The sequence below is a fragment of the Sphingobium rhizovicinum genome, from assembly GCF_042647625.1.
Classification (GTDB): Bacteria; Pseudomonadota; Alphaproteobacteria; order Sphingomonadales; family Sphingomonadaceae; genus Sphingobium; species Sphingobium rhizovicinum.
In genome coordinates this window covers 1319727-1341483 of the sequence record NZ_JBHRVU010000004.1, presented here as the reverse complement: position 1 = coordinate 1341483, position 21757 = coordinate 1319727, and the positions used below count along the sequence as shown (strand labels likewise).

General features: G+C 65.5%; 17 protein-coding genes and 1 pseudogene. 2 read left to right on the top strand and 16 right to left on the bottom strand.

Annotated features, from left to right (window positions below; all coding sequences use genetic code 11):
* Nucleotides 1–27: 27 nt before the first annotated feature.
* The 13 genes and pseudogenes from ACFOKF_RS07925 to ACFOKF_RS07865 all read right to left on the bottom strand — a co-directional run bounded on the left by ACFOKF_RS07925 (nucleotide 28) and on the right by ACFOKF_RS07865 (nucleotide 17067).
* Nucleotides 28–1923 carry an XrtA/PEP-CTERM system amidotransferase gene (locus ACFOKF_RS07925; protein ID WP_380794707.1) on the bottom strand — a complete coding sequence of 632 codons (1896 nt, stop codon included), beginning with the start codon at nucleotides 1921–1923 and terminating at the stop codon, nucleotides 28–30.
* 11 nt (nucleotides 1924–1934) lie between these two features.
* Nucleotides 1935–3473, bottom strand: a complete 1539-nt coding sequence (gene xrtA, locus ACFOKF_RS07920; RefSeq protein WP_380794705.1) for an exosortase A — start codon at nucleotides 3471–3473, stop codon at nucleotides 1935–1937.
* On the bottom strand, nucleotides 3470–4699 hold the full coding sequence (locus ACFOKF_RS07915) for a TIGR03087 family PEP-CTERM/XrtA system glycosyltransferase (protein WP_380794702.1): 1230 nt from the start codon (nucleotides 4697–4699) through the stop codon (nucleotides 3470–3472). Before ACFOKF_RS07915 ends, xrtA begins: the two co-directional genes overlap by 4 nt.
* Nucleotides 4696–5769, bottom strand: coding sequence for a FemAB family XrtA/PEP-CTERM system-associated protein (locus ACFOKF_RS07910; protein ID WP_380794699.1), 1074 nt, complete (start codon nucleotides 5767–5769; stop codon nucleotides 4696–4698). The genes ACFOKF_RS07915 and ACFOKF_RS07910 overlap by 4 nt, the downstream gene beginning before the upstream one ends.
* Before the next feature lie 79 nt (nucleotides 5770–5848).
* The gene (locus ACFOKF_RS07905) at nucleotides 5849–6919 is read right to left on the bottom strand and encodes a FemAB family XrtA/PEP-CTERM system-associated protein (protein WP_380794696.1); all 1071 of its coding nucleotides are present in this window, start codon (nucleotides 6917–6919) and stop codon (nucleotides 5849–5851) included.
* A complete protein-coding gene (locus tag ACFOKF_RS07900) occupies nucleotides 6916–7761 on the bottom strand; it encodes an XrtA system polysaccharide deacetylase (protein ID WP_380794694.1) in 846 nt (281 codons plus the stop codon). Before ACFOKF_RS07900 ends, ACFOKF_RS07905 begins: the two co-directional genes overlap by 4 nt.
* 814 nt (nucleotides 7762–8575) lie before the next feature.
* Nucleotides 8576–9425, bottom strand: a pseudogene (locus ACFOKF_RS07895) (XrtA/PEP-CTERM system-associated ATPase); the annotation flags it as partial.
* Nucleotides 9426–9446: 21 nt separating this feature from the next.
* The gene (locus tag ACFOKF_RS07890) at nucleotides 9447–11045 is read right to left on the bottom strand and encodes a hypothetical protein (RefSeq protein WP_380794692.1); all 1599 of its coding nucleotides are present in this window, start codon (nucleotides 11043–11045) and stop codon (nucleotides 9447–9449) included.
* Nucleotides 11042–11989: an AAA family ATPase gene (locus ACFOKF_RS07885; RefSeq protein WP_380794690.1), complete on the bottom strand. Its 948-nt coding sequence runs from the start codon at nucleotides 11987–11989 to the stop codon at nucleotides 11042–11044. Before ACFOKF_RS07885 ends, ACFOKF_RS07890 begins: the two co-directional genes overlap by 4 nt.
* A 19-nt stretch (nucleotides 11990–12008) precedes the next feature.
* Nucleotides 12009–13529 (bottom strand): XrtA system polysaccharide chain length determinant, encoded by a 1521-nt coding sequence (locus tag ACFOKF_RS07880; protein WP_380794687.1) that lies wholly within the window; start codon nucleotides 13527–13529, stop codon nucleotides 12009–12011.
* Nucleotides 13530–13531: 2 nt separating this feature from the next.
* The gene (locus ACFOKF_RS07875) at nucleotides 13532–14176 is read right to left on the bottom strand and encodes an XrtA/PEP-CTERM system exopolysaccharide export protein (protein WP_380794685.1); all 645 of its coding nucleotides are present in this window, start codon (nucleotides 14174–14176) and stop codon (nucleotides 13532–13534) included.
* 132 nt (nucleotides 14177–14308) lie between these two features.
* Nucleotides 14309–15541: a pyridoxal-dependent decarboxylase, exosortase A system-associated gene (locus tag ACFOKF_RS07870; protein ID WP_380794683.1), complete on the bottom strand. Its 1233-nt coding sequence runs from the start codon at nucleotides 15539–15541 to the stop codon at nucleotides 14309–14311.
* Nucleotides 15538–17067 (bottom strand): acyl-CoA ligase (AMP-forming), exosortase A system-associated, encoded by a 1530-nt coding sequence (locus tag ACFOKF_RS07865; RefSeq protein WP_380794680.1) that lies wholly within the window; start codon nucleotides 17065–17067, stop codon nucleotides 15538–15540. Before ACFOKF_RS07865 ends, ACFOKF_RS07870 begins: the two co-directional genes overlap by 4 nt.
* A 66-nt stretch (nucleotides 17068–17133) precedes the next feature.
* Between ACFOKF_RS07865 and ACFOKF_RS07860 the strand changes: the two genes are divergently transcribed.
* Both ACFOKF_RS07860 and ACFOKF_RS07855 read left to right on the top strand, forming a co-directional pair.
* Complete coding sequence (locus ACFOKF_RS07860) at nucleotides 17134–18144, top strand: GNAT family N-acetyltransferase (RefSeq protein WP_380794678.1); 1011 nt, start codon at nucleotides 17134–17136, stop codon at nucleotides 18142–18144.
* A 28-nt stretch (nucleotides 18145–18172) separates the two neighbouring features.
* Complete coding sequence (locus tag ACFOKF_RS07855) at nucleotides 18173–18460, top strand: acyl carrier protein (RefSeq protein ID WP_380794676.1); 288 nt, start codon at nucleotides 18173–18175, stop codon at nucleotides 18458–18460.
* A 38-nt stretch (nucleotides 18461–18498) separates the two neighbouring features.
* On the opposite strand, the gene trxB is transcribed toward ACFOKF_RS07855, so the two are convergent.
* The 3 genes from trxB to ACFOKF_RS07840 form a co-directional block, all read right to left on the bottom strand.
* Nucleotides 18499–19461 carry a thioredoxin-disulfide reductase gene (gene trxB / locus ACFOKF_RS07850; RefSeq protein WP_380794673.1) on the bottom strand — a complete coding sequence of 321 codons (963 nt, stop codon included), beginning with the start codon at nucleotides 19459–19461 and terminating at the stop codon, nucleotides 18499–18501.
* A gap of 266 nt (nucleotides 19462–19727) precedes the next feature.
* On the bottom strand, nucleotides 19728–20372 hold the full coding sequence (locus tag ACFOKF_RS07845; protein WP_380794671.1) for a trimeric intracellular cation channel family protein: 645 nt from the start codon (nucleotides 20370–20372) through the stop codon (nucleotides 19728–19730).
* Nucleotides 20373–20490: 118 nt separating this feature from the next.
* A complete protein-coding gene (locus ACFOKF_RS07840; RefSeq protein WP_380797712.1) occupies nucleotides 20491–21753 on the bottom strand; it encodes a M20/M25/M40 family metallo-hydrolase in 1263 nt (420 codons plus the stop codon).
* Nucleotides 21754–21757: the final 4 nt, after the last annotated feature.

Genomic DNA, 21757 nt, shown 5'->3' with positions numbered 1-21757 from the left:
CGGGCGCGGGTTGCAAGGGGGTCTTGGCTACACCCCGAACAAGCGGGTCAGCGCCTTGTCCAGCATCAGCAATTGCCAGAGCAGCCGACCATGGTCCGACACGCCGGCGCGATGGTCCGCTGCAACTTTCGCCAGCATCCTCGTGTCGAACCAGCCGGTCTTCGCCAGCGCCGATCCGCCGGCAATCGCCGTCGCTTCCCCCGCCAGAGCGCCCCGGAACCAGGCGCTGATCGGCGTTACGAAACCCATTTTCTGGCGATAGAGAATATCCTGCGGCAGGAACGGCTCCATCGCCTTCTTCATGAGATATTTGCCGCTATTGCCGCGAATGCGCTGCGCTACCGGCAGCTTCGCGGCAAATTCGACCAGTCGATAGTCGAGCAAAGGCTCACGCGCCTCCAGACTGACGGCCATGCTCATCCGGTCGGTCTTGGTCAATATGTCGCCCGGCAGCCATATCCGAATATCGGCATATTGCGCCCGATCGAGCGGATCGCGCGCCGGCGCATCCGCCATCGCCCTGATATAGCGCTCCTCCGCGCGATAGCCGCCAAGGCGGCTCTTCAGTTCCTGCCCGAACAGCTTCTGCCGCAAGGCATGGGGCGTTACGCCCACCGACGCGGCATAGGCGTCGCCGCCCTCGCCCGCCAGTTCAAGGAAGGTAGACTTGGCCCGCAGCGCGCGCGGCGCCCAGTCGGCCTTGGGATAATAGCGGCCCAACGTGCCGAACAGGGGTTGTCGCACCGAAGCCGGGATCAGCCCGCGCAGCCTTTCCCCCTGCATCTGAAAGCGATGGCGGCGATAGCCGGCAAACGCCTCATCCGCCCCGTCGCCCGACAGCGCCACTGTCACCTGTTCGCGCGCCAGTTCGCACACCCGGAACGTCGGGAGGGCCGAAGCGTCGGCGAACGGTTCGTCAAAATGGAAGGCCAGCGTGTCGATCAACCCATAGTCATCGGGTGATACGATCCGGCTGCGATGATCGGTCGCAAAGCGCCGCGCGACCCGGTCGGCATAGCCCGTCTCGTCCAGACTGGCGACGTCGAAACCGATGGTGCAGGTCTTGACCGCGCGGGTCGACGCTTCGGCCATCAGCGCCACGACGCTGCTGCTGTCCACTCCGCCCGACAGAAACGCGCCCAGCGGCACGTCGGCCACCATCCGCGACCGCACGGCATCGCGCATCAGCGCGACCAGTTCCTCCTCCAGCGCTTCCGGCTTCGCCTTGCTGCGATCGGCAAAGCTGACATCCCAATAGCGTTGCGGCTGTGGCAAGGGCCGCCCGCGCACCAGCCGCAGCGTCTCCCCCGCCCCCAGTTTGCGCACGCCCGCCACCAGACAGGCGTCGTCGGGCACATAGCCATAGGCCATATAATCCTCGACCGCGCTCAGGTCCGGCGCACGGCGCAGCAAAGGATGCGCCAGCAGGCTCTTCAATTCCGATCCGAAGATCAGGCTGCCGTCCGACAGCAGCGCATAGTGAAGCGGCTTCACCCCCAGCCGGTCGCGCGCCAGCCATAGCGACTGCGCCCGCGCGTCGAACAGGGCAAAGGCGAACATGCCGTTAAACCGATGCACGCACTCCTCGCCCCACTGGCGATAGCCGTGCAATATGACTTCCGTGTCGCTGTGGGTGCGGAATACATGGCCCTTGGCCTCCAGTTCGGCGCGCACTTCGGCAAAATTATAGATTTCGCCGTTGAACACGACGACCAGACTTTCGTCCTCGGTCAGCATCGGCTGCGCGCCGCCGCCCAGGTCGATGATGGACAGGCGCAAATGGCCCAGCCCCACGCCCGGCGCGGTCCAGACGCCACTGCCATCCGGGCCGCGATGCGGCATCACGTCCAGCATGGCGCGCACCCGCGCAGGATCGACCGGCTTGGCCGTTTCGAGATGGAAGATGCCCGCTATGCCGCACATGCGAATAGTCTCTAGCGGGAACCGACGGCGCGGTCAGCCAAAAGCTGCACATCGCCCAGATTGGTCAGGAAAGCGGCAATCGCCGCATCGGACGGCCGCCCTTCCGCTTCCTCCGCCGAAATCAGGATCGCGACCGCGCGCTGATCCTGCCCCAGCAAACGCGCCTTCATCGTATCCAGCTTGACCGTCGGCCTGCTGCCCGTCAGCGCGCCGTCTCCCACACGATAGAAGCTGACGACATGGCGCACCACCGGGCCGGGCGCGGTGATCTGTTCGCCCCGCGCACCCGCTGGCGCTCTGGCGGGCGAGGACCACACCCATTCGCTGTCCGGGTCCGCCGCCCCCTGCCCGAAACCCACCAGTTCGCGCCCCTCATCCTGCCGGTCGAAGGTCGCGATGGACAGGTCGACCACCTGGCCTTCCGCATTGCGATAACGGCCGGCCACAAGATGATCCGCCCCGTCGAAACGCGGCTTCCAGGGATAGGTTTGGGCGTCCGCCGTCCGACTCCAGCCTGCAACCTGCGGCAGGGCCAGCACCGGCGGCAGGGGGTCGGCCGCAGCCGCCGTCGCCGCCAGCCATAATGGCGCAGCCACGATCATCGCCAGAGCGCCCCCGGCCATCACGCCCGTCGGTTGCATTCGGGCTGGCGCATCGCCCTGCAACGCGCGCGGATCGAACCAGGGATCGCCCGGCTTACGATCGAAGAAGGGCCAGGCCGCCGCCATCACCACGACCATGATGATGGCGAAAAACACCCAACCATAGACGACATGGTCGAACCCCACCGCCGCATCCACCGTGGTCAGATGCGCGACCAGGATGGTGGCGAAGGCGCGCACGCCATTGGCCAGCACCGACAGCGACAACGCGCCGGCCATGAACAGGATGCGGCGCGACCAGCTTTTGAAACAGACATTGCAGACCAGCACGCCATAGGCGGTCATGGCGATCAGGAATTTCGCGCCGGAACAGGCTTCGGCCACCTCGAAATAGCCGGTCGGCGTGGTGATGAAGATGCCCTCCATATGCGCCGGCACGCCCGACAGGTCGAGCAGCAGCATCGCCAGCCGCGCCGTCACCAGTTGCAACGGCGGCACGATCTCATCGCCAAAGGGCACCATGAAGAAGGCGTAGAACAGCGGAAAGAGCAGCGCACGCGCTACCGCCGGTCCCAGCAGCGCGATGACCGCGCCCTGAAGCATCACCACCAGCGCGCCGTGGCGCACCATCGCCACCCCGGCCGCCGCACCCAGCAGCCAGGCGAACGCTCCCGCCCCCAGCCAGAACAGGCCCGGCGCCCAGGCGACCGGCACCATCTGGCGCAGTCCGGGCAGGCGCTGTTGCACCAGCCAGCCGATGATCAGCGGGATGAACAGGCAATGGCCGAAGGTTGAGGCATGCCACCAGATCGACACCATGCTGCGCACGTCGGCGAAGAACAGGGTCAGGATCGCGACCGCGACCACGCCCAGCGCCGTCAGATGCCCGCACCACCCCTGAAGGTCGATCAGCGGCGTCCGGTCGATCGGAAGAACGCGATCGCTCATGCCGCGCGCGAACCAGCCCCACCGCCGGCGGCAAAAAGCATGTTAGGCAGCTTCGCCAGCGTCGCCGACCAGCGATAGCGTTCCTCCATCCGCGCCCGCGCCGCCACCGCCAAACGCGCGGCCCGTGCGGGATCGGCCAGCAGGGCGATGGTCTTGGCGGCCTCCTCGGCCGGGTTGGCGGCAATCAGGAGATGGGCGTCATCGGTGGCGTCGATCCCTTCGGCCGCCTGCGGCGAAGCGACCACCGGCCGCGCCATCGCCATCGCCTCCAGCACCTTGTTCTGAATGCCGCGCGCGATCCGCAGCGGCGCCACCACCACATCCGCCGCCGCCAGCCAGCCGCGCACATCGGGCACGCCCCCGGTTACGATCACACCGGGTAGTTGCGCTAGCGCCTCCACCGATTTGGCCGGATTGCGCCCGACAATGGCAAAGCGCGCGTCGGGATGGACGGTGCGGATCGCGGGCAAAGTCTGCCGGGCGAAACTCTCCACCGCTTCGACATTGGGGCGATAGTCCATCTGCCCGGTGAAGACGAGCAACGGCCCGTCGCCATGGTCGATCGCCGGGAAATCCGCCGCCGGATCGAAATAATCCAGCGCCACGCCATTTTCGATGCCGACGATCCGGTCTGGTCCCAATCCGCAGGCGTCGCGGAACAGCGAAGCCTCCGCCTCGCTGACGAAGGAGCATATGTCCGCGCGCTGCGCCGTGCGCCGTTCGAAATCCAGCAGCACCCGCCCTTCGCGCCGGTTGATCCACGCCATCGGCCCGCTGCCTTGCGCGCCATAGGTCGCATATTTGGCCGAATCGAAATCCACGAAATCCATCAGGAAGCGCACGCCTGCGGGCAGGACGGGCACGAAATGCGCCATTTGCGCCGAATAGGCGACGACCGCCCGGATCGGCCGCTCCGCCAGCGTTTGCGCGACCCAGCGATGCAGGTCGGGATGATCGAACAGCGACACCAGCAGCGATTGCCGCTTCGCCAGCCCTGTCAGCCCCGCCACCATTTTCGATCGGTCGCGCATCAGCACGCACTGGCTAGCGGTAATCTCCGCCATCTCCGGGGCAAAGCCCATGTCGCGACCATCGTCGGCAAAACAGCCGACATGCACCGGCGCGACTTCCGCCAGACGCTTGAGCAGATGATAGGACCGGATCTTGTCGCCCCGATCCGGTGGAAAGGGGATGCGGTGGCACAGGAAAAGGATGTCACCGCTCATCCCAGCCCCCGCGCAATATGCGGGCCGATCAGATTGGCGATCGGCTCCGGCAATTTCTTCCACAATTCGACCTTGCGCCGATATTGCGGGGACAGCGGATTGACGTCGCGCGTCTCCTTCCCCGGCGCGGTGCGCAGATAATAGCCGAGCGGCTCGCCCTCAAAGCCCCAGGTCTTTTTCCAGGCGGCAGGCCCCGTGCCGACCTTGGACCGGCCAAAATCGAAAATGGCGCATCCGCGCGCCCGCGCTGCGCCCATCAGCCGGAAATAGAGCGCTTCATTCGATCGCATCGTCCGCGCCCCTTCCGCCGCGCCATGCCAATAGGGCATGCATGCCCCGCCATGATACAGGCTGATGACGGCGGACAACGGCTTGCCGTCCTTTGACACCATGGCAATGTCGGCATCCGCGCCGAAACGATCCAGCACCTGTTCGAACAGCGCGCGCGGAAAGACCGGCGTGCCCAGATTATGGACGCTGTGCGCATAGAGACGATAATGGATGTCGCGCAGCCGCTTGCTCCGCCCCATCTCGAAATCCAGATCATTGGCCAGCCCCTTGCGGATTTCGGCGCGGTGCCGCTTGGGCACGGCCTTCAGTTCCGCCTCGTCGTCCGCCGCCAGCGGCCGGGCAAAGCCCAGATAGGCGTCCGCCTTCTCCTGCCACGATGCGCCGCCCGGCGCTTCGCCGCCGCGCAGTTCCAGCGTGTCGCACCCCAATTGTCCGGCCAGCGTCCATGCCGCATCGGCCAGCGCTTCGCCCGCCTTGCGATGCGTGGTCAATATGCCGCCATCGACGGCAAAGCCGCTGCCCACCAGCGCCCGGCCGAACAAAGCCGATTTGATGAAGGTCAGCGGCAGCACGCCCAATATCTCGCCGCCGCCCGATCGCGCGACCAGCATCTTCGCCTTCTGCCCGGTGCCGGCCGCCACACCCATGATCCAGCCGGGGCGCTGAAACGGCGTCGAATCGGGATGGGCCAGAACCCAGGCGTCGATCTCCGCCACGATTGCCGGGTCGACCAACCGCGCCTCTTCGACCATGAAGACCAGACCGGTCATTACGCTCATGGACCTGTTCCCTTGTCCTGCCCAACTTCTGATACGGAACCGAAGCCTATCTGCTCCGGCTGAATAAATTATGTGCGTTTCAGCCAAGGCCGCGCGAAATCATCGGCCCCAGCATATTGGCGACCGGCAGCGGCAACTTCTTCCACAGGTCGATGCGCCGCTGATATTTGGCGCTGGACGGGCTGACATCGCGCGCAACGCCGCCGACCGACCAGTCATGATAGACCAGCGGACGCGGTTCAAAGCCGAAGCTCTTCTTCCACGCAGCCTGGCCGCTGCCGGTCTTGGACCGGCCAAAGTCGAACAGGGTCATGCCCCGCGCCCGACCATGGCCCATCAGCCGATAATACATGAGTTCGTTGGACCGCAGCCGCCGCGCATCGGCCAGCCCCCCGCCCCAATAGGGCATGACCTTGCCGCCATGATACAGCGTCAGCACTGCCGACACCGGCCGGTCGCCCTCCCGCACCACCAGCAGATCGGCGTCCGACCCGAACTGGTCCAGCACCGCGCGGAACAGCCCAGCGGGGAAGACCGGCGTGCCCAGATTGCGCACGCTTTCGGCATAGATGCGATAATGATCGCGCAGCAGGTCCGCGCTCCGCCCCGTCTCGACGCGCAGCGCCGGATTGGCCAGCGCCTTGCGCAATTCGGCGCGATGCTTGCGCGGCACCGCCAGCAATTCCGCCTCGTCATCGGCGGCGATCGGACGGATGAAGCCGACATGCTCGCCTTCGCGCTGGTTCCAGTCGCCTCCCGGAGCCATTCCACCCCGCAGTTCGACAGGCAATCCGCCGCGCTCATTCGCCATGCGTTCAGCCGCGCTCGCCAGCGCCGCGATCGCGCCCGGCCGATCCGCCAATATGCCGCCATCCACGGCAAAGGCGGTGGACACCAGCGCATTGCCGAACAGCCGACTCTTCACATGATGCAGCGGCAGCAGACCGCCAATCTGCCCCGACGGCTCGACCGCCGCCAACATAATCGGCCGATGCCCCATCGCCTGCCCGATCGCCCGCAGCCAGGCCGTCCGATGAAAGGGCGTGCCATCCGCCCCCGCCATGACATAGGCGTCGGCCGCCTGCGCCTGCGCCGGGTCCGCAACGTCCAGCATCGTCACCGCCAGATCGGCGTCCCTGCCGGCGATCATGACGCCCGCGCCGCCTCCGCATCCGCCAGCGCATCGACGCGCGTCCAGGCGAAATCGCGGGTCAGCCGGCGCAGCTTGGCCGCCATGACCGACAGGTTGCTGTAATGGCGCAGTTTGGATCGCAGCGGCGCATTGGCGACACGCGGCTGGTCCGGGTCGATCTCCCACGGATGAAAATAGATGATCGCCGGCCGCCCGGCCTCTTCATTCACCTGCCGGATCGCCCAGCGCGAAAAGCCATAGGGCAGCAGGCGGAAAAACCCGCCGCCGCCCGCCGCCAATGTGCGCCTGCCCCATTTGGCGGTCGTCACCGGCAGTTCGACCAGCGCCGAATCCTTGACCGGCTTCCATGCGAAGCGCGGCGAATCCGGCCAGCCATAATGGTCATGCCGGATCGGCGCGACGCTGGAGGAATAACGATAGCCCTCCTCCGCCAGGATCATATGCGCCCAGGGCGTGCGCGGATCGATGGAGAAGCTGGGCGCGCGATAGCCGGTCACGGCCTGCCCGCTCGCATCCTCCAATATGCCGCGCGCCTTGCGCAGATCGGCGCGAAACTCATCGGGGGTGAAGGTGAAGACGCGGGCATGGTCATAACCATGGCTCGCCACCTCATGGCCGGCTTCGGCAATGCGGCGCATCAGCGCGGGATAGCGTTCCGCCACCCAGCCCAGCGTGAAGAAGGTCGCCTTGACCCCGGCGGCGTCGAACAGATCCAGCACCGCGTCGGTATTGCCTTCGACCCGGTGGGTCAGCCCGTCCCAGTCGCCGCGACGGATCGTGCGATCGAACGCGCCGACCTGGAACCAGTCCTCGACGTCGACGGACAGGGCGTTCTGCATGGCTTCCCCCCTCGCCGTTGTCAGGCGACAGCCTGCGCGTCGGCCAGTTGCTCCTCGCGCTCGACCCAGTCGACCAGCAGCGTCAGCACCCGGCGCAGCGCCGTGTCCTGTTCCTCGGCGCGGAACTCCAGTCCCGTCAGCCGTTCTTCGATCAAGGTGAAGCAGTCCTTGAGCGCTTCCAGATCGATTTCAGGCGACGTCGGCTGGCTGGACTGGGCAAAGGGCGCATGCGCCTGCATCGCGCGCAGCGACGCAATTTCCGCGCGCAGCGTCTCGATCTCAGTCATCATGTCGGAACGCAATGCCGCGACAGAGGCCGCATCTTCGGCGGCCTCCTCATAGGCGACCGATGCTTCGGCATCGGCTTCGTCCTCTTCCGCCTCAACCGGCGCGACATAGGCCGCAACCACCTGCTCCTCGACCGGCGGCGCAAACGCCCCGACATCATCCGCCGTCACCGGGCGGAGGAAGGGCGTCACCCGCGCATCCATGTCAATGTCACGCAGGTCGAAGACTTCGGCATAGTCATCCTCGTCCGTCTCTTCCTGCACCAGCGCAACGGGGCGCAGGAAGGGCGGCCGCACGGCTTCCGGCTCCGGCTCTTCCACCGTCTCGGCTTCTTCAACGGCTGCGGCTTCTTCAACCGCCTCCGGCTCGGCAAATGCAGCCGCTGCGGGCACATCGTCGATCGCCTCGGCCCAGATGGGTTCGGGCGCGACATCCTGCGCTACAGGCGCTTCTTCATCAGTTTCGACCGGCTCTTCGGCCGCCTGCGCCACGGCCTCATCCGCCGGCGCGTCCCAGTCCTCTACCGCATCCAGCGCGGAAGCAACCACGGGTTCCGGCGCAAAATCGACGTCCAGCCCCATGTCTGCAACGACCGCGCCGACAACCTCGCCGTCGATCACATGCAATTGCTCGATCGCGCCCAGCAACAGCACCCGGCTCACCAGCGCGTTCAGCCGGCGCGGCACGCCGCCGGTCGCGGCATAGAGCGCAGCGAAGGCGTCGGGCGTGAAGGCGGGATTGCCCGTCCAGCCGGCAATGCCCAGCCGATGGATGATATAGGGTTCGATCTCATTGGCCATCATCGGTTCCAGATGATGGGTGGCGATCACCCGCTGGCGCAACTGTTCCAGTTCGGGCGAGCGCACGAGATCGCGAAATTCCGGCTGCCCCAGCAGGAAAATCTGCAACAGCGACTGGCCGCCCAGTTGGAAATTGGACAGCATCCGCAATTCCTCGACCGAGGAAATCGGCAGATTCTGCGCCTCGTCCACGATCAGCAGCGTGCGCCGCCCGGCCCGCGCCTGCGCGTGCAGATAGCCTTCAATCTGCCGCAGGATCGTCGCCTTGGCCTGCCCGTCGGTGACAAGGCCAAAGCTCTGCGCGGCAAGCCGCAGCATGTCGTCGCCCTCGACCTGCGTCGATACGATCTTCACCGCCGTCAGCCGCGCCGGATCAATCGTCTCCATCAGATGGCCGACCAGCGTCGTCTTGCCTGCGCCAATGTCGCCGGTAATGACGATGAAGCCTTCCCCCTGCGCCAGGCCATAGCCCAGATAGGACAATGCCTTGCGGTGGGTCGCGCTCTCGAAATAATAATGCGGGTCCGGCGTCAGCTGGAACGGGCGGCCCTGCAAACCGTAGAATTGATCATACATCTCTTCGTCTCCCAGGTGCCGTCAGAAGCTGTAGCGCAGGCCGACCTGCCCCATGGCGCTGATGATCGTATCGAGGTCGTCCGCCTGCACACCGTCCAGACCGACCGAGGCCGATGCCGACAAGCGACGGCTCAATCCCTTGTAATAGCTTGTGAATGCGCCATAGTTCAGCACATCCGGGCGATCGCCGCTGGCGTTGAAATAATTGATGTACGTGACGACGTCGATACTGTCGCGATCGCTGAACATGTAAGTGACGGATCCGTTGCCATACCAGTTTTCGTCCCGCGATCCGCGGATCAGCACGGTCTGGCCCTGCGGCGTCAGGAACTTGCGCTGCGAATAGCCCGCGCCAAGTCCATAGCCCCATGGCCCGTGCCGCCGCGAATATTGCGCCGCCACGCCGCGATAGCGGAAATTGGCGTCGGTGATGCCCGACAGCGCATCATTGAAGCATTGCCCCCCGCCGGTGGTGGAGAAGGCGCAGCCGGTCATGTCGCCGGTAAAGGGATTGCGCGCCACATCAAAGCTGCTGCCCGACAGCGCGGCGACGTCTGCCGAAATCATCCGGCCGAAACTGTCGATCCCGTCAAACACCATCACCGCAAAGCTGCTGTCGCGGCCCTGCCACAGGAAGCTGCCCTGATAAGTCATGCCGCCATAGCGTTCGCCGACCCGCGCCTGCAACGACGTACGGTGATTGGGCCGCCAGAGCACGCCCGCGTCCCAGATGATGTCATCGAAATTATAGATCAGCGCACGCGGCGAACTCTTGTCCGTCACATAGCGGCCGTTGCGGATCACCGGCAGCCCGGCTTCGTCCAGCAGCGGCGACCGCTGGCTGATCTTGATCTCTTCATACCCCACGCCGCCCACCAGGGCGACCGTGGGCGTCACCGGCACGGTGGCGTCCACGCGGCCCCATTTATCCTCGAACCTTTGGTCCAGCTGGCTGGCGTCTTCCCGGGCATAGCCGGCACTGGCGGTCAGGCCGATCCCCGGCAGCACCGTGTCGGGCGAAAAGCCGATCGATCCGGTGACATTGTTGGTCCAGCTGTCCGCAAAGGAGCCGTTGGCCTGGCCACCCGGATTGTTGAAATTGACGCTGTCATCGACCCGCGTATAGCCCAGCCGATAGGCGGCGTTGAGGTTCAGATCGCCAATCTGCGTCGTGTAGGACGGGCCGACATAGCCCGACCAGACCTGGCTGGTATAGCTGTCGCGCTGCGTCGCCGCGCCCGACAGGCCATCGGTGCGCACCCGCGTCGCCAGACCGCCGCTCTGGAGAGACAGGCCGCGCGCCAGCTTGACGTTGGCGGTGGCGATGCCGCTCAGCACATCCTGATCGGTCGCCTCGCTGCCCCAGCCAAAGCTGTGATTATATTGCAGGTCGATCGCCGCCTCGACGCGCCGTGTCTGCACCTCGGCGGTCACGCCGGCAGTGACATTGGTGTAGGTCAGCACATCGCCTTCGCCCTTCAGCGGGCCAGTCACGACCTGATCCACGCCGATATAGGGCGTCACATTGACGCGTTTGTCCTGCGTCGATTGCGCCAGCGCCGGCGTTGCAACCGCCAATGCCGCAAGTGATGCGCCTGTAATCCAGTGCCGGACACTCATGCCTCGGCTCCCCCCTTCGCATAATAGCTGCCGAACCGGCGGCCCCCGCCATGATAGCGCACGGCGTTGAGCAGAAGCTGCACCTGCGCCCCGCCTTTCAGCATGCCCGCCGCATCGCGCAGCGCGCTTTCCGATGTCTTGTCCGCGCGCACCACCAGCAGGGCGATCGCGGCATGGCTCGCCAGCACGGCGGCCGGCGACGCCGCCAGCAAAGGCGGCGAATCGAAAATGACGATCCGGTCGGGACGCCCTTCGGTCAGGCGGCGCAGCAATTGCTCGGTCCGCGCCGACGCCAGATATTCCGTATCATTGTTGCTGCGTTGGCCCGCAGGCAGCACCGCCAGCGATGCAATGTCGGTGCGGATCACGCAATCCTCGATGGCGATCGCCGGATCGGCCAACGCATCCATCAGACCGGGACCGGCCTGCAATCCCAGCTGTGCGGGAATGCCCGGCTTGCCGAAATCTGCGTCGACCAGCAAAATTTCCCGGTCCTTCTCCGCCGCCAGACTCAGCGCCAGGTTGATCGCGCAGAAACTCTTGCCTTCGCCGCTATGGGCGGAACAGACGAGAATGCGATTGCCGCGCGGGTCGCTCTGCAACTGGGCCAGCAGGCCGCGCTTGAGCAGGCGAAACTCCTCGCTCATCGCCGTCACGGGGCCATCGGGACGCAGGAAGCCCGCTTCGCTCAGCGCAATGCGGTCGATCGGCTGCACCGGCCCGGTCCAGTCCGGCGCGCGGAAAGCGGCCGGAGCGGCCGAAGGCGCAGCGATGGGCGCAGCCGCGACCGGCTCCGCTACAAACGGCGCAGCTACGGGGGGCAGATCGGCGGGCACTTCCACCGCCGGGGCGGCGCGGCCTCGCAAAGCCGCATTGAAATCATAGATTTCGGTCGCCCGTTCGATCAGCGATCCCCGGCCCTTGATCGGACTATGCTGGTTCATTTTGCCCGGCTCCTTCATCTCAAGCCATGCCGCGCTGGACAAATTCGACGACGATCAGCAGCAGACAGACCCCCGCCAGTCCCGCGCTTGCGCCGGCAAACCATTTGAGCCGCTGACGTTCGACGGCGACCTGCGCCGCATTGACCGTCTGGCTGATCGATCCGGCGACCGGCAGGCCGATCGCCTTTTCCAGCCGCGCGGCGGTGGGGAATGTGCCCTTGAGCTGTCCCAGCGCAAAGGCGACGCCGACACCCGCACCGATCCCCACGATCAGCACGCCCAGCAGCAGCAGCGGCCGGTTGGGCGCGGACGGCGCCGTCGGGGTGCTGGGCGGCTGGATGACGCGGAACTGGACGGATCCGGTTTCGGTCTTGACGTCGCCGCGCAGGCGGATTTCCTCACGGTCAGCGGCCAGCTTGTCATATTGCGCCTTCAGCGCAGCATAGTCGCTTTCGATCTTTTCCTGCTCCGACGCGACGCCCGGCTCATTCACCTGGCGCGACATCATGGTGTTCAGGTCGCCCTGCAACTGCGCCTTGCGCGTGCTGAGCGCCTGCACCGTGGCGGCGCGGTCGGCCTGCATCGACTTGATCGACAGATAGGCCGGGTTGGGCGTGCTGCCGGCAGCAGCAGCGGCTCCACCACCCGCCTTGCGCAGGGCGTCGACCTCACGCTGGGCGGCAATCACATCGGGATGGCTGTTGGTCCAGCCACGCGCCTTCATCGACGCCAGATTGGATTGCGCCTGCGCCAGCGGCGATACGCCGCCCGATGCCGTCATGCCGGGCAGGGTCGCTGGCGTTCCCGCCAACTGGCCATTCATGGCGCTCAGCGCGCTTTGCGCCTGAACAAGCTGCGAATCGATATTGCTGATTTCCGCCCGGGCCGCATCCATGCGCTGGCTGATCGATCCGGCGCCCGGCAACAGGCCGATATAGCGCTGGGCAAATTCGACGCGGCGCTGGTCGGCCGCCTCCAGCTGCTTGCCGCGCGCGGCGATCTGCTGGTCCAGGAAGGCCAGGCTCTGCTTGGTCTGGTTGCGGTCGCCCGACAGATTTTCCTCCTGGAAAATGTCGATCAGCTTTTGCACCACCTGTTGGGCGATGCGCGCATTGGCGCCATCCGACAGGCTGGAATCGGCCGAAATGGCGCTGATGTCGATCATGCTGGGATCAGCCTGCGCCATCACGGTGATGTTTTCGCGCAGCGTGGTGATCTTGGCGGCAATGTCGCGCGGGCCGGACACGGTCTGCGACAGGTCGGTGTCGCGCACCACCTTCTCCAGATTTTCCGCGCTTGCCAGCGTGCTGCGCACCCGATCCAGATCCTGCTGGGACTGGACCTGGGTGATGCCCACCTTGTCCTCCAGCAACGACTGGGTGTTCACATAGACGCGCGCCTTGGACTGATAGCTGTTGGGGATCAGCGCCACGCCCAGCCAGCCGAGCATGGCGACGCCCCACGCTACGCCCAGGGCGATCCAGCGGCGGCTCCATATGCCATGGAGCAGGACAAGCAGTTCGTCGAGAAGGCCAGCCATGGTCAGAACATGCTTTCCGGGATGATGATGACGTCACCGGGCGACAGCAGCACATTGGCGCGCGTATCCCCCTTCTTCAGCAGGTCGCCCAGGCGCACCTGATATTCCTTCTGCTTGCCGCTCGCCTTGTCGAACCGGACCAGCCGGGCGCGGTTGCCCGCCGCATATTCGGACAGGCCGCCGACCGAAATCATCGCGTCCAGCAGGGTCATGTTGGCGCGGTACGGGATCGACGCCGGCTTTTCGGTCGCGCCCACGATCCGCACCTGCTGGCTGTAGGTGCCGTTGAAATTGTTGACGATCACCGACACCAGCGGATTTTCGATATATTGCGACAGCGCCAGCTTGATGTCCTCGGCCAGCATCTTGGGCGTCTTGCCCACGGCCGGCATGTCGGTAATCAGCGGCGTGGTGATGCGGCCATCCGGGCGCACCTGCACCTTGGCGCCCAGTTCGGGGTTGCGCCAAACGAAGATGGTCAGGTCGTCGAGCGGGCCGATGACATATTCCTCGCCCGGCCCTTCCTGCGTCGACACGAAGGACGCCGGCGGCAATTGCGGCCCGGACGGTCCCGATGCGCAACCCGACAGGGCGACCACCGGCAGCGACGCTCCGATCAGAAGCCTGGAAACCGTCTTGAAACGCATAGACTAACCCCTTTGACCGGCCATGGGCGGCGAACCGTCGCAAAGGGGGCGACGGCCTGCCTGCACATGGCTTTGGGGTTCTTCTTGCCGGGAAAGGGTAAAAATACCGTTAGGAGTTAAGTCGCGCGCAAATCAGCCAAGTAAAAGTTCGCGAGGACTTGGATGCCCCAGAAATGCCGTCGGGCTGGCCGACGCGCCATAGGCCCCTGCCAGGAAGATCGCGATCAGGTCGCCTTCCTCCACTGGCGGCAGAGACACCTTGTCCCCCAGCCGGTCGATCGGCGTGCAAAGGCACCCCACCACCGTCACCGGATCACCCGCAACCGCCGCGCCAAAGCGATTGGCGACCGCCATCGGATAGTTGCGCCGCACGACCGTCCCAAAATTGCCGCTGGCCGCCAACTGGTGATGCAAACCGCCATCGACCACGACAAAAGTCTCCCCCTGGCTGGTCTTCACATCGACCACGCGGGTCAGATAGACACCTGCCTCCCCCACCAGCCAGCGCCCCAGTTCGATCGCAAAATCGCTGCCGCGCAAAATATCCGGCAAACTGTCCAGTTCGTTGTCCAGCGCCACGCCAACCGGCCGAATGTCGAGCGCTGCGTCTCCCGGAAAATAGGGCAGGCCAAAGCCGCCGCCCAGATTGACCAGCGGCGGCGACGCGCCAACCGCATCGGACAGGCGCGCCGCCAGCGCGATCGTCGCCGCCTGCGTTTCGATGATGGCGGCGGGATCCAGATTCTGGCTGCCGGCAAAGATATGCCAGCCTCGCCAGTCCGCCCCGGCGTCGATCATGGCGCGGGCCAGCGCGGCCGCCCGGTCGGCATCCACACCAAATGGCTTGGCCCCGCCGCCCATCTTCATGCCCGATCCCTTCAGGTCGAAATCGGGGTTCACCCGGACGGCCAGGCGCGGCGTCTTGCCTACCTTCTCCGCCGCCGCCAGCGCGCGACGCCCCTCACCCTCCGACTCCAGATTGATCGTGACGCCGGCAAAGATCGCCGCCTCCAGCTCATCCCGGCGCTTGCCCGGCCCGGCGAAGCTGATGCGATCAGGGGCCATGCCCGCCGACAACGCCATTTCCAGTTCGCCACCCGATGCAATATCGAACCCATCGACCTGCCCCGCCATCCGCGCCAGCAACGGCGCATAGGGGTTCGCCTTCATCGCATAATGAAGATGCACCGCATCCGGCATCGCCTGCCGAAACCGACGGACCTGCGCTTCGACTATGCCCATGTCATAGACGAAGAGCGGCGTATCCCCGGCTTCATCCACCAGGCTCGCCGCGCCGCAGCCGCCAATCAGCAGCATGTTTTCCTCGGCCCCGAACCAGGTCGGGATTGGTCCCATCGGCTTCATGCGCCATACTCCCGCGCCAGCGCGACCCGATCGATCTTGCCATTGGGATTGCGGGGAAATGCCGGAAGCACGAAGATGTCCCTGGGCTGCATGAAATTGGGCAGTTCCTGTTTGAGATGCGCGGCCACGGCATCGGCAATGTCCGGATCAGCCGCGCGCAGCAACAGGCGCACCGCCTGCCCCAGCCGGTCATCCTTCACCCCCAGCGCCACCGCTTCGGCAACGCCCGGCACGGTGACGGCCGTCTCCTCAATCTCCGTCGGGCTGATGCGGTTGCCGGAGGACTTGATCATGGCGTCGTCACGACCGACGAAATAGAGCAATCCATCGGCATCGCGCCGCACCGTATCGCCTGACCAGACCGCCATGCCGCCATAGCGCGATGCGGCAGGGGCGGATTTAAACCGTTCGGCCGTGCGCGCAGGATCGCGCCAATAGCCCTGCGCCACCAGCGGGCCGCAATGGACCAGTTCGCCCGGCTCGTCGGCGTCGGTCAGGCTGCCATCGCGGCGAACTACCAATATTTCGGCGAAGGGAATGGCGCGCCCTATGGAATCGGGATGGCTGTCGACCAGAGCGGGTGGCAGATAGGTCGACCGGAACGCCTCTGTCAGGCCATACATGGGATAAAGGTCTGCCTGCGGGAACAACGCGCGCAGCTTCGCCACCAACGGCCGGGTCAGCGCGCCGCCAGTATTGGTCAGCCGCCGCAGCTTGCCCGCCACTTCCACCGGCCAGTCCAGTTCGGTCAACTGCACCCAGAGCGGCGGCACCCCGGCCAGCGTCGTAATGTCGCGCCGGTCCACCAGCTTCATCACGTCGCGCGGCGTCAGATAATCGAGCGGATAGACGCAGCCCCCGGCGAACCAGGTCGAGAGCAGCTGATTCTGTCCATAGTCGAAACTGAACGGCAACACGCAGGCGGTGCGATCCTGCGGCGTCAGTTTGAGGTAATCCGCCACCGCGACCGCACCGAGCCACAGATTGGCGTGGGTCAGCACCACGCCTTTGGGCCGCCCGGTCGATCCGCTGGTGTAGAGGATGGCGGCCAGATCATCGGGCGCTGCGGCGGACGGGCTGATCCCCTCGCCCCCGCTCATTGCGCAGGCGGCGTCATCCTCGCGGTGCGACTGGCACCCGGCCGGCACATCGCCGGCTTGCAGGCTGTCGAGTCGGGCCGCCGTGCCGATCAGCAGCGCCGCGCCGCTGTCGGCCAGAATATGGGCGACCTGCGCATGTTTGAGCAGCGGATTGATCGGCACATGGACAAGGCCCGCGCGCGGCGCGGCGAGCGGCATCAGCGCGGCCACCGGCCCCTTGGCGATCCAGCTGGCGACGCGCGCGCCGCGCTCCAGCCCGAACCCCGCCAGCCATCCGGCCAGCCGACCCAGCGTATCTTCCAGTTCCGCATAAGTATAGCTGCCAGAACGGCCATCCAGCGCCGGATGCGCGGGATCGCCGCGCAGCAGCAGATGGTCGATCGGCCGCACCTGCGCGCCATCGATCGTCGGGAAACCCTCAATCACAGGTGCTTAACTCCATATGCAGACTCTTCTTCTATCCTTGCCTATGACGAGGGCGGAGATAGTCGGTTGCGGTCGCCAAGGGAATATCACAGCATCGATGATGTGCGGCAGGCGCTTGCCGGCCGGCTGGATCGTGCGCGTGAGGCGGCCCTTTTCGACCGGATCGACTGGTTCGATGCGCTGCATCGCCACTGTTTTCCCGGCACGTCCATTCGTATCCTGCAAGTACAGCAAGATGCGCAGGACGCATGGCTTTTCCTGCTCTCCCCCACGCCGCGCCGCGTCAGCGCGCTGGCCAATTGGTACAGTTTTTCCTGGGCGCCGCTGTTTCCGGGCGCGCCCGATGCCGCAACCCGGCAAAGCCTGCTGGACGCCCTCGCCCGGCATTTGCTGAAAGGCTGCGGACAGATAGACCTGTACCCGCTGGAGGAGACCGCGCCGATGATGGCGGCGCTGCGCCGGGCGGGCTGGTTCGCGGTCGAGCGCCCCATGGGCGGGCGTTATATATTGCCCGTCGCAGGGCGCAGCTTTGCCGACTATTGGGCCACTCGGCCGGGCCAGTTGCGCAGCCTGCTCCGGCGGAAGGGGCGCAATAGCCCTTATGCCCTCTCAATCGAAAAACAGCTGACCGACGATCTCTGGCGCGACTATGTCGACGTTCACGCCCGCAGCTGGAAACAGCCGGAACCCGACGCTGGCCTTGCCTTCCTGCATGATCTTGCCCGGCGGGAAAGCGATGTCGGGACATTGCGACTGGGTTTTGCGCGGCTGGAGGGGCGGCCGGTGGCGACGCAATTCTGGACCGTCGATGGCGGCGTCGCGCTGATCCACAAGCTTAGCCATGATCGCGCCCATGACGCCGGATCGCCCGGCACCTTGCTGAGCCACGCCATGTTCGCCCATGCCATCGACACCGATCGGGTGGAGACGATCGACTATGGCACCGGCGACAATGGCTATAAGACCGACTGGATGGAACGGCGCATCCCGCTGCACCGGATCGACGCCTTCAACCCCCGTTATGCCTCCGCCTGGCTGCCTGCGGCGCGCACCGCGATTTCCGCGCTTGTAGGTTAGGCTGCGAACCACTAGTTAGGCGGCCGTTATGCAGGCGCAAAATTCTCAGCCGGTCGACCGGACAGCAGATGTGGAGAGCCAGATGCGCGCGCTTTTGCGCGACGTGCTGGGTATCTCTCAGGATCGTGTTGACGCTTTCGGCGCAGATACGCCTTTGTTCGGCGCGCTGCCCGAACTGGATTCGATGGCCGTGGCTGGCCTGCTGACCGAGATCGAGGATCGTTTCGACATCCTGATCGAGGATGAGGATATTGACGGCGATACGTTCGAGACGTTCGGCACGCTCGTCGCCTTTGCCCAAGCAAAAGTCGGCTAGGAAGATCGGCTAAACAGCCGACCTTCCCGACCGGAGGCTTACGCCTCCACCAGTTCCTCGAAATCGGCTTCGGCCAGGAATTTCTCGACGTCGAGCGCGGCCATGCAGCCCATGCCGGCGGCGGTCACGGCCTGGCGATAAATCTTGTCGGTCACGTCGCCCGCCGCGAAGACGCCGGGGATGGCGGTGCGGGTCGTGCCCTTTTCCACCACGATATAGCCTTCATCGAGCGGCAGCTTGCCTTCGAACAATTCGGTCGCGGGATGATGGCCGATCGCGACGAAGCCGCCGTCGGTGGGCACATGCGATTTTTCGCCGGTCACGGTGTCGATCAGGTCGACGCCAACCAGACCCTCGGGCGCGCCGCCGCCGACGAACTTGTCGACCGCCTTGTTCCACAGCACCTTGATGTTCGGATGCGCATGGAGACGGGCCTGCAGGATCTTTTCGGCGCGCAGCGAATCGCGACGGTGGATCAACGTGACGTCATGGCTGTGGTTGGTGAGGTAAAGCGCTTCTTCGACCGCGGTGTTGCCGCCGCCGATGACCACCACCTTCTTGCCGCGATAGAAGAAACCGTCGCAGGTGGCGCAGGCGCTGACGCCCTTGCCCTGCAAATGTTCTTCCCCCTCGACGCCCAGCCATTTGGCCTGCGCGCCAGTGCAGATGACCAAAGTGTCGGCGACATAGAGCGTGCCGCTGTCGCCGGTCAGGCGGAAGGGGCGTTCGCTGAGGTCGATGTCGACAATCTGGTCATACATCATCTGCGCGCCGACATGTTCGGCCTGCGCCTGCATCTGCTCCATCAGCCACGGTCCCTGGATCACATCCTTGAAACCGGGATAATTTTCGACGTCGGTGGTGATGGTCAACTGGCCGCCGGGCTGCATCCCCTGCACCACGATCGGCGCCAGACCCGCGCGCGCGCCATAGATGGCGGCCGACAGGCCGGCGGGGCCGGAGCCGAGGATCAACATGCGGGTGCTGTGGGTAGCGGTCATATCAGGCTTTCAAACTGCGATTCGGATTGGCCAGAGAGATAGGCAGCCATGGGCCATGCGCCAAGCGAAGGATTTGCTTGGGGGCATGGAAGCGCGGCTGTGCGCGATCTGACGACGCGAGGCGAATAGCGCTTAACTTCGCATATTTCCCGCCAAATAAGACATTTTGTTATACCGCGCTGATCCTATCAGAAAGTCTGGCGATGCCGGAGCCAATGCGAGACAGAAACGAAAAATCCCACAAAAGCGCAATGTAGGACAGTCCCCTACCCCTGTTCATCCCGATAGGCCGGCAGGCCAAGGCCGCGCCAGATGGCGAGCGCACGCAGGGCGAATCCCAGCATTGCCGCGATCACGCCCGCGACCGGCACGTCCAGCCCGATCCAGCGGAGCGCGACGAACAGGCCGGAGGCAAAGGCGGCGGCAGTGACATAGAGTTCCGGGCGCAACAGGATGGACGGCTCGCCCGCCAGCAGATCGCGCATGATGCCGCCGACGCAGCCGGTGACGACGCCCATCATCCCCGCGACGAAGGGCGGGACGCCAAAGCTCATCGCCTTGGCCGCGCCGAACACGGCGAAGGCGGCAAGGCCGATCGCGTCGAGCCAGTCGAGCGCGCGGGCGCTCCACCAGCGGCGCGGCGTGAACCAGACGACGACCGCCGCGCTCATGCAGGCGATCGCCGGCACCGCATCCACCACCCAGAAGACCGGCGCGCCGATCAAGAGGTCGCGCACCGTGCCGCCCCCGACCCCCGTCACCAGCGCGAAGAAAGCGAAGGTGACGAGCGTCTGACGCAGCCGCGCCGCCGCCAGCGCGCCGGACGCGGCGAAGACGAAAGTGCCGACGATGCTCAATGTTTCGAGCACCGGGCCGATCGAGGTCGCGAGGGAAGGCGTGGGTGGAAGCATGGCCCGATCTAGCCCCCACCCCCGTTCGTGTCGAGCCAAGTCGAGACACGCAAGGGCAGCGTTAGCCGCTTCTCGACTTCGCTCGAAGCGAACGGATTATGGGATCATACCGGAAAACTTACTTCCGTCCCTTCTCCGTCGCCAGCCGGCTCATCAGCATGGCGGCGCGTTTGGCCTGGCGGGGCATGGTGGACAGGTCCGCCTTTTCCGCCGGGCTGTGATCGCCGCTGGAGGCGAGGCCAAGTCCCACCAGTCCGTCCGTATCGGCCGCAACGAAGGCGATGTCGCCTGCGCCGCGCTTCAACGGATCGAGCGCGGGCATGTCGGGCAGGCCAAGGTCGCGGTTGATGGCGTTGAGCTTCGTCAGCAGCGCCCGGTTGCCGTCGGTCGGCGCCATGGACGGATAGCCGAGGTCGAAGGCGATGCTGGCCGACGCGCCATTCAGATGATTGCTGTCGACGATCGCCTGCATCTTCGCCTGCACCCGCTTCGTCTGGTCTTCGCTCAAGGTGCGGAAATCGCCCTTCGCCACGGCGATCGGCGGGATGATGTTGGTCTTGCCGGTAACGGCGATGCGCACGCCGGCCTTGTCCACATCCGCGCTCTGGCCGCCGCCGATCAGCCCGACATTGAAGGTCAGATTGGGTTCGGGCAGTTCCTTGCGGAAGGCGGTGATGATGCGCGCCAGTTCATAGATGGCGCCATCGCCCGCCTTGTCGGAGAAGATGCCCGAACTATGGCCCGACTTGCCGGTCGCGGTCAGCGTCCAGCTGTTGGAGGATCGCCGGGCGATCGCCCCCATATCCTTGCCGTCTTCCTGAGACAGGCCTTCGAAATCCAGCGCCACATCGGCCCGCTTGCCCGCCGCGACCAGATCAGCGCGGGCGATAGAGACGGGATCGCCCGAATCCTCCTCATCGCCGGTCAGCACCACTTCGATATTGGCGCCCTTCAGTGTGCCGGCCGCCTGCATCGCCTTGAGCGCGAGGATCATCGTCGCCACCCCGCCCTTGTCATCGGCGACGCCGGGGCCGCTGGCCCAGTCGCCATCCCGCCTGAAGGTCTGGAACGGCGAATCGGGTTCGAACACGGTGTCGAGATGGCCGATCAGCAACATCTTCGTGGTGCCGGCCTTCCCCTTGTGCAGCGCGATCAGATGGCCGGCGCGCTTGGCGGCGTCCATCGGCTTCCAGGTGACGGTGAAGCCCAGCGCCTCGAACTCGGGGCGCAGCATGTCGGCCACCGCCTTCACCCCGGCCAGGTTCATCGACCCGCTATTCTGGTTCACCAGCTTTTCAAGCAGCGCGACCGTAGGCTCAAAGCCGGCGTCGACCGTCTTGCCGATCGCCCGTTCGGCCGGGCTGAGCGCGGCATGAGCCATGGGC

What these genes read in the sequence shown, in the direction of transcription:
- ACFOKF_RS07875 (WP_380794685.1), bottom strand. Translation starts at nt 14,176, where the DNA reads ATGCGTTTCAAGACGGTTTCCAGGCTTCTGATCGGAGCGTCGCTGCCG.
- ACFOKF_RS07870 (WP_380794683.1), bottom strand. Translation starts at nt 15,541, where the DNA reads ATGAAGCCGATGGGACCAATCCCGACCTGGTTCGGGGCCGAGGAAAAC.
- ACFOKF_RS07840 (WP_380797712.1), bottom strand. Translation starts at nt 21,753, where the DNA reads ATGGCTCATGCCGCGCTCAGCCCGGCCGAACGGGCGATCGGCAAGACG.
- ACFOKF_RS07910 (WP_380794699.1), bottom strand. Translation starts at nt 5,769, where the DNA reads ATGAGCGTAATGACCGGTCTGGTCTTCATGGTCGAAGAGGCGCGGTTG.
- ACFOKF_RS07855 (WP_380794676.1), top strand. Translation starts at nt 18,173, where the DNA reads ATGCAGGCGCAAAATTCTCAGCCGGTCGACCGGACAGCAGATGTGGAG.
- ACFOKF_RS07890 (WP_380794692.1), bottom strand. Translation starts at nt 11,045, where the DNA reads ATGAGTGTCCGGCACTGGATTACAGGCGCATCACTTGCGGCATTGGCG.
- trxB (WP_380794673.1), bottom strand. Translation starts at nt 19,461, where the DNA reads ATGACCGCTACCCACAGCACCCGCATGTTGATCCTCGGCTCCGGCCCC.
- ACFOKF_RS07885 (WP_380794690.1), bottom strand. Translation starts at nt 11,989, where the DNA reads ATGAACCAGCATAGTCCGATCAAGGGCCGGGGATCGCTGATCGAACGG.
- ACFOKF_RS07925 (WP_380794707.1), bottom strand. Translation starts at nt 1,923, where the DNA reads ATGTGCGGCATAGCGGGCATCTTCCATCTCGAAACGGCCAAGCCGGTC.
- ACFOKF_RS07880 (WP_380794687.1), bottom strand. Translation starts at nt 13,529, where the DNA reads ATGGCTGGCCTTCTCGACGAACTGCTTGTCCTGCTCCATGGCATATGG.
- xrtA (WP_380794705.1), bottom strand. Translation starts at nt 3,473, where the DNA reads ATGAGCGATCGCGTTCTTCCGATCGACCGGACGCCGCTGATCGACCTT.
- ACFOKF_RS07905 (WP_380794696.1), bottom strand. Translation starts at nt 6,919, where the DNA reads ATGATCGCCGGCAGGGACGCCGATCTGGCGGTGACGATGCTGGACGTT.
- ACFOKF_RS07900 (WP_380794694.1), bottom strand. Translation starts at nt 7,761, where the DNA reads ATGCAGAACGCCCTGTCCGTCGACGTCGAGGACTGGTTCCAGGTCGGC.
- ACFOKF_RS07915 (WP_380794702.1), bottom strand. Translation starts at nt 4,699, where the DNA reads ATGAGCGGTGACATCCTTTTCCTGTGCCACCGCATCCCCTTTCCACCG.
- ACFOKF_RS07845 (WP_380794671.1), bottom strand. Translation starts at nt 20,372, where the DNA reads ATGCTTCCACCCACGCCTTCCCTCGCGACCTCGATCGGCCCGGTGCTC.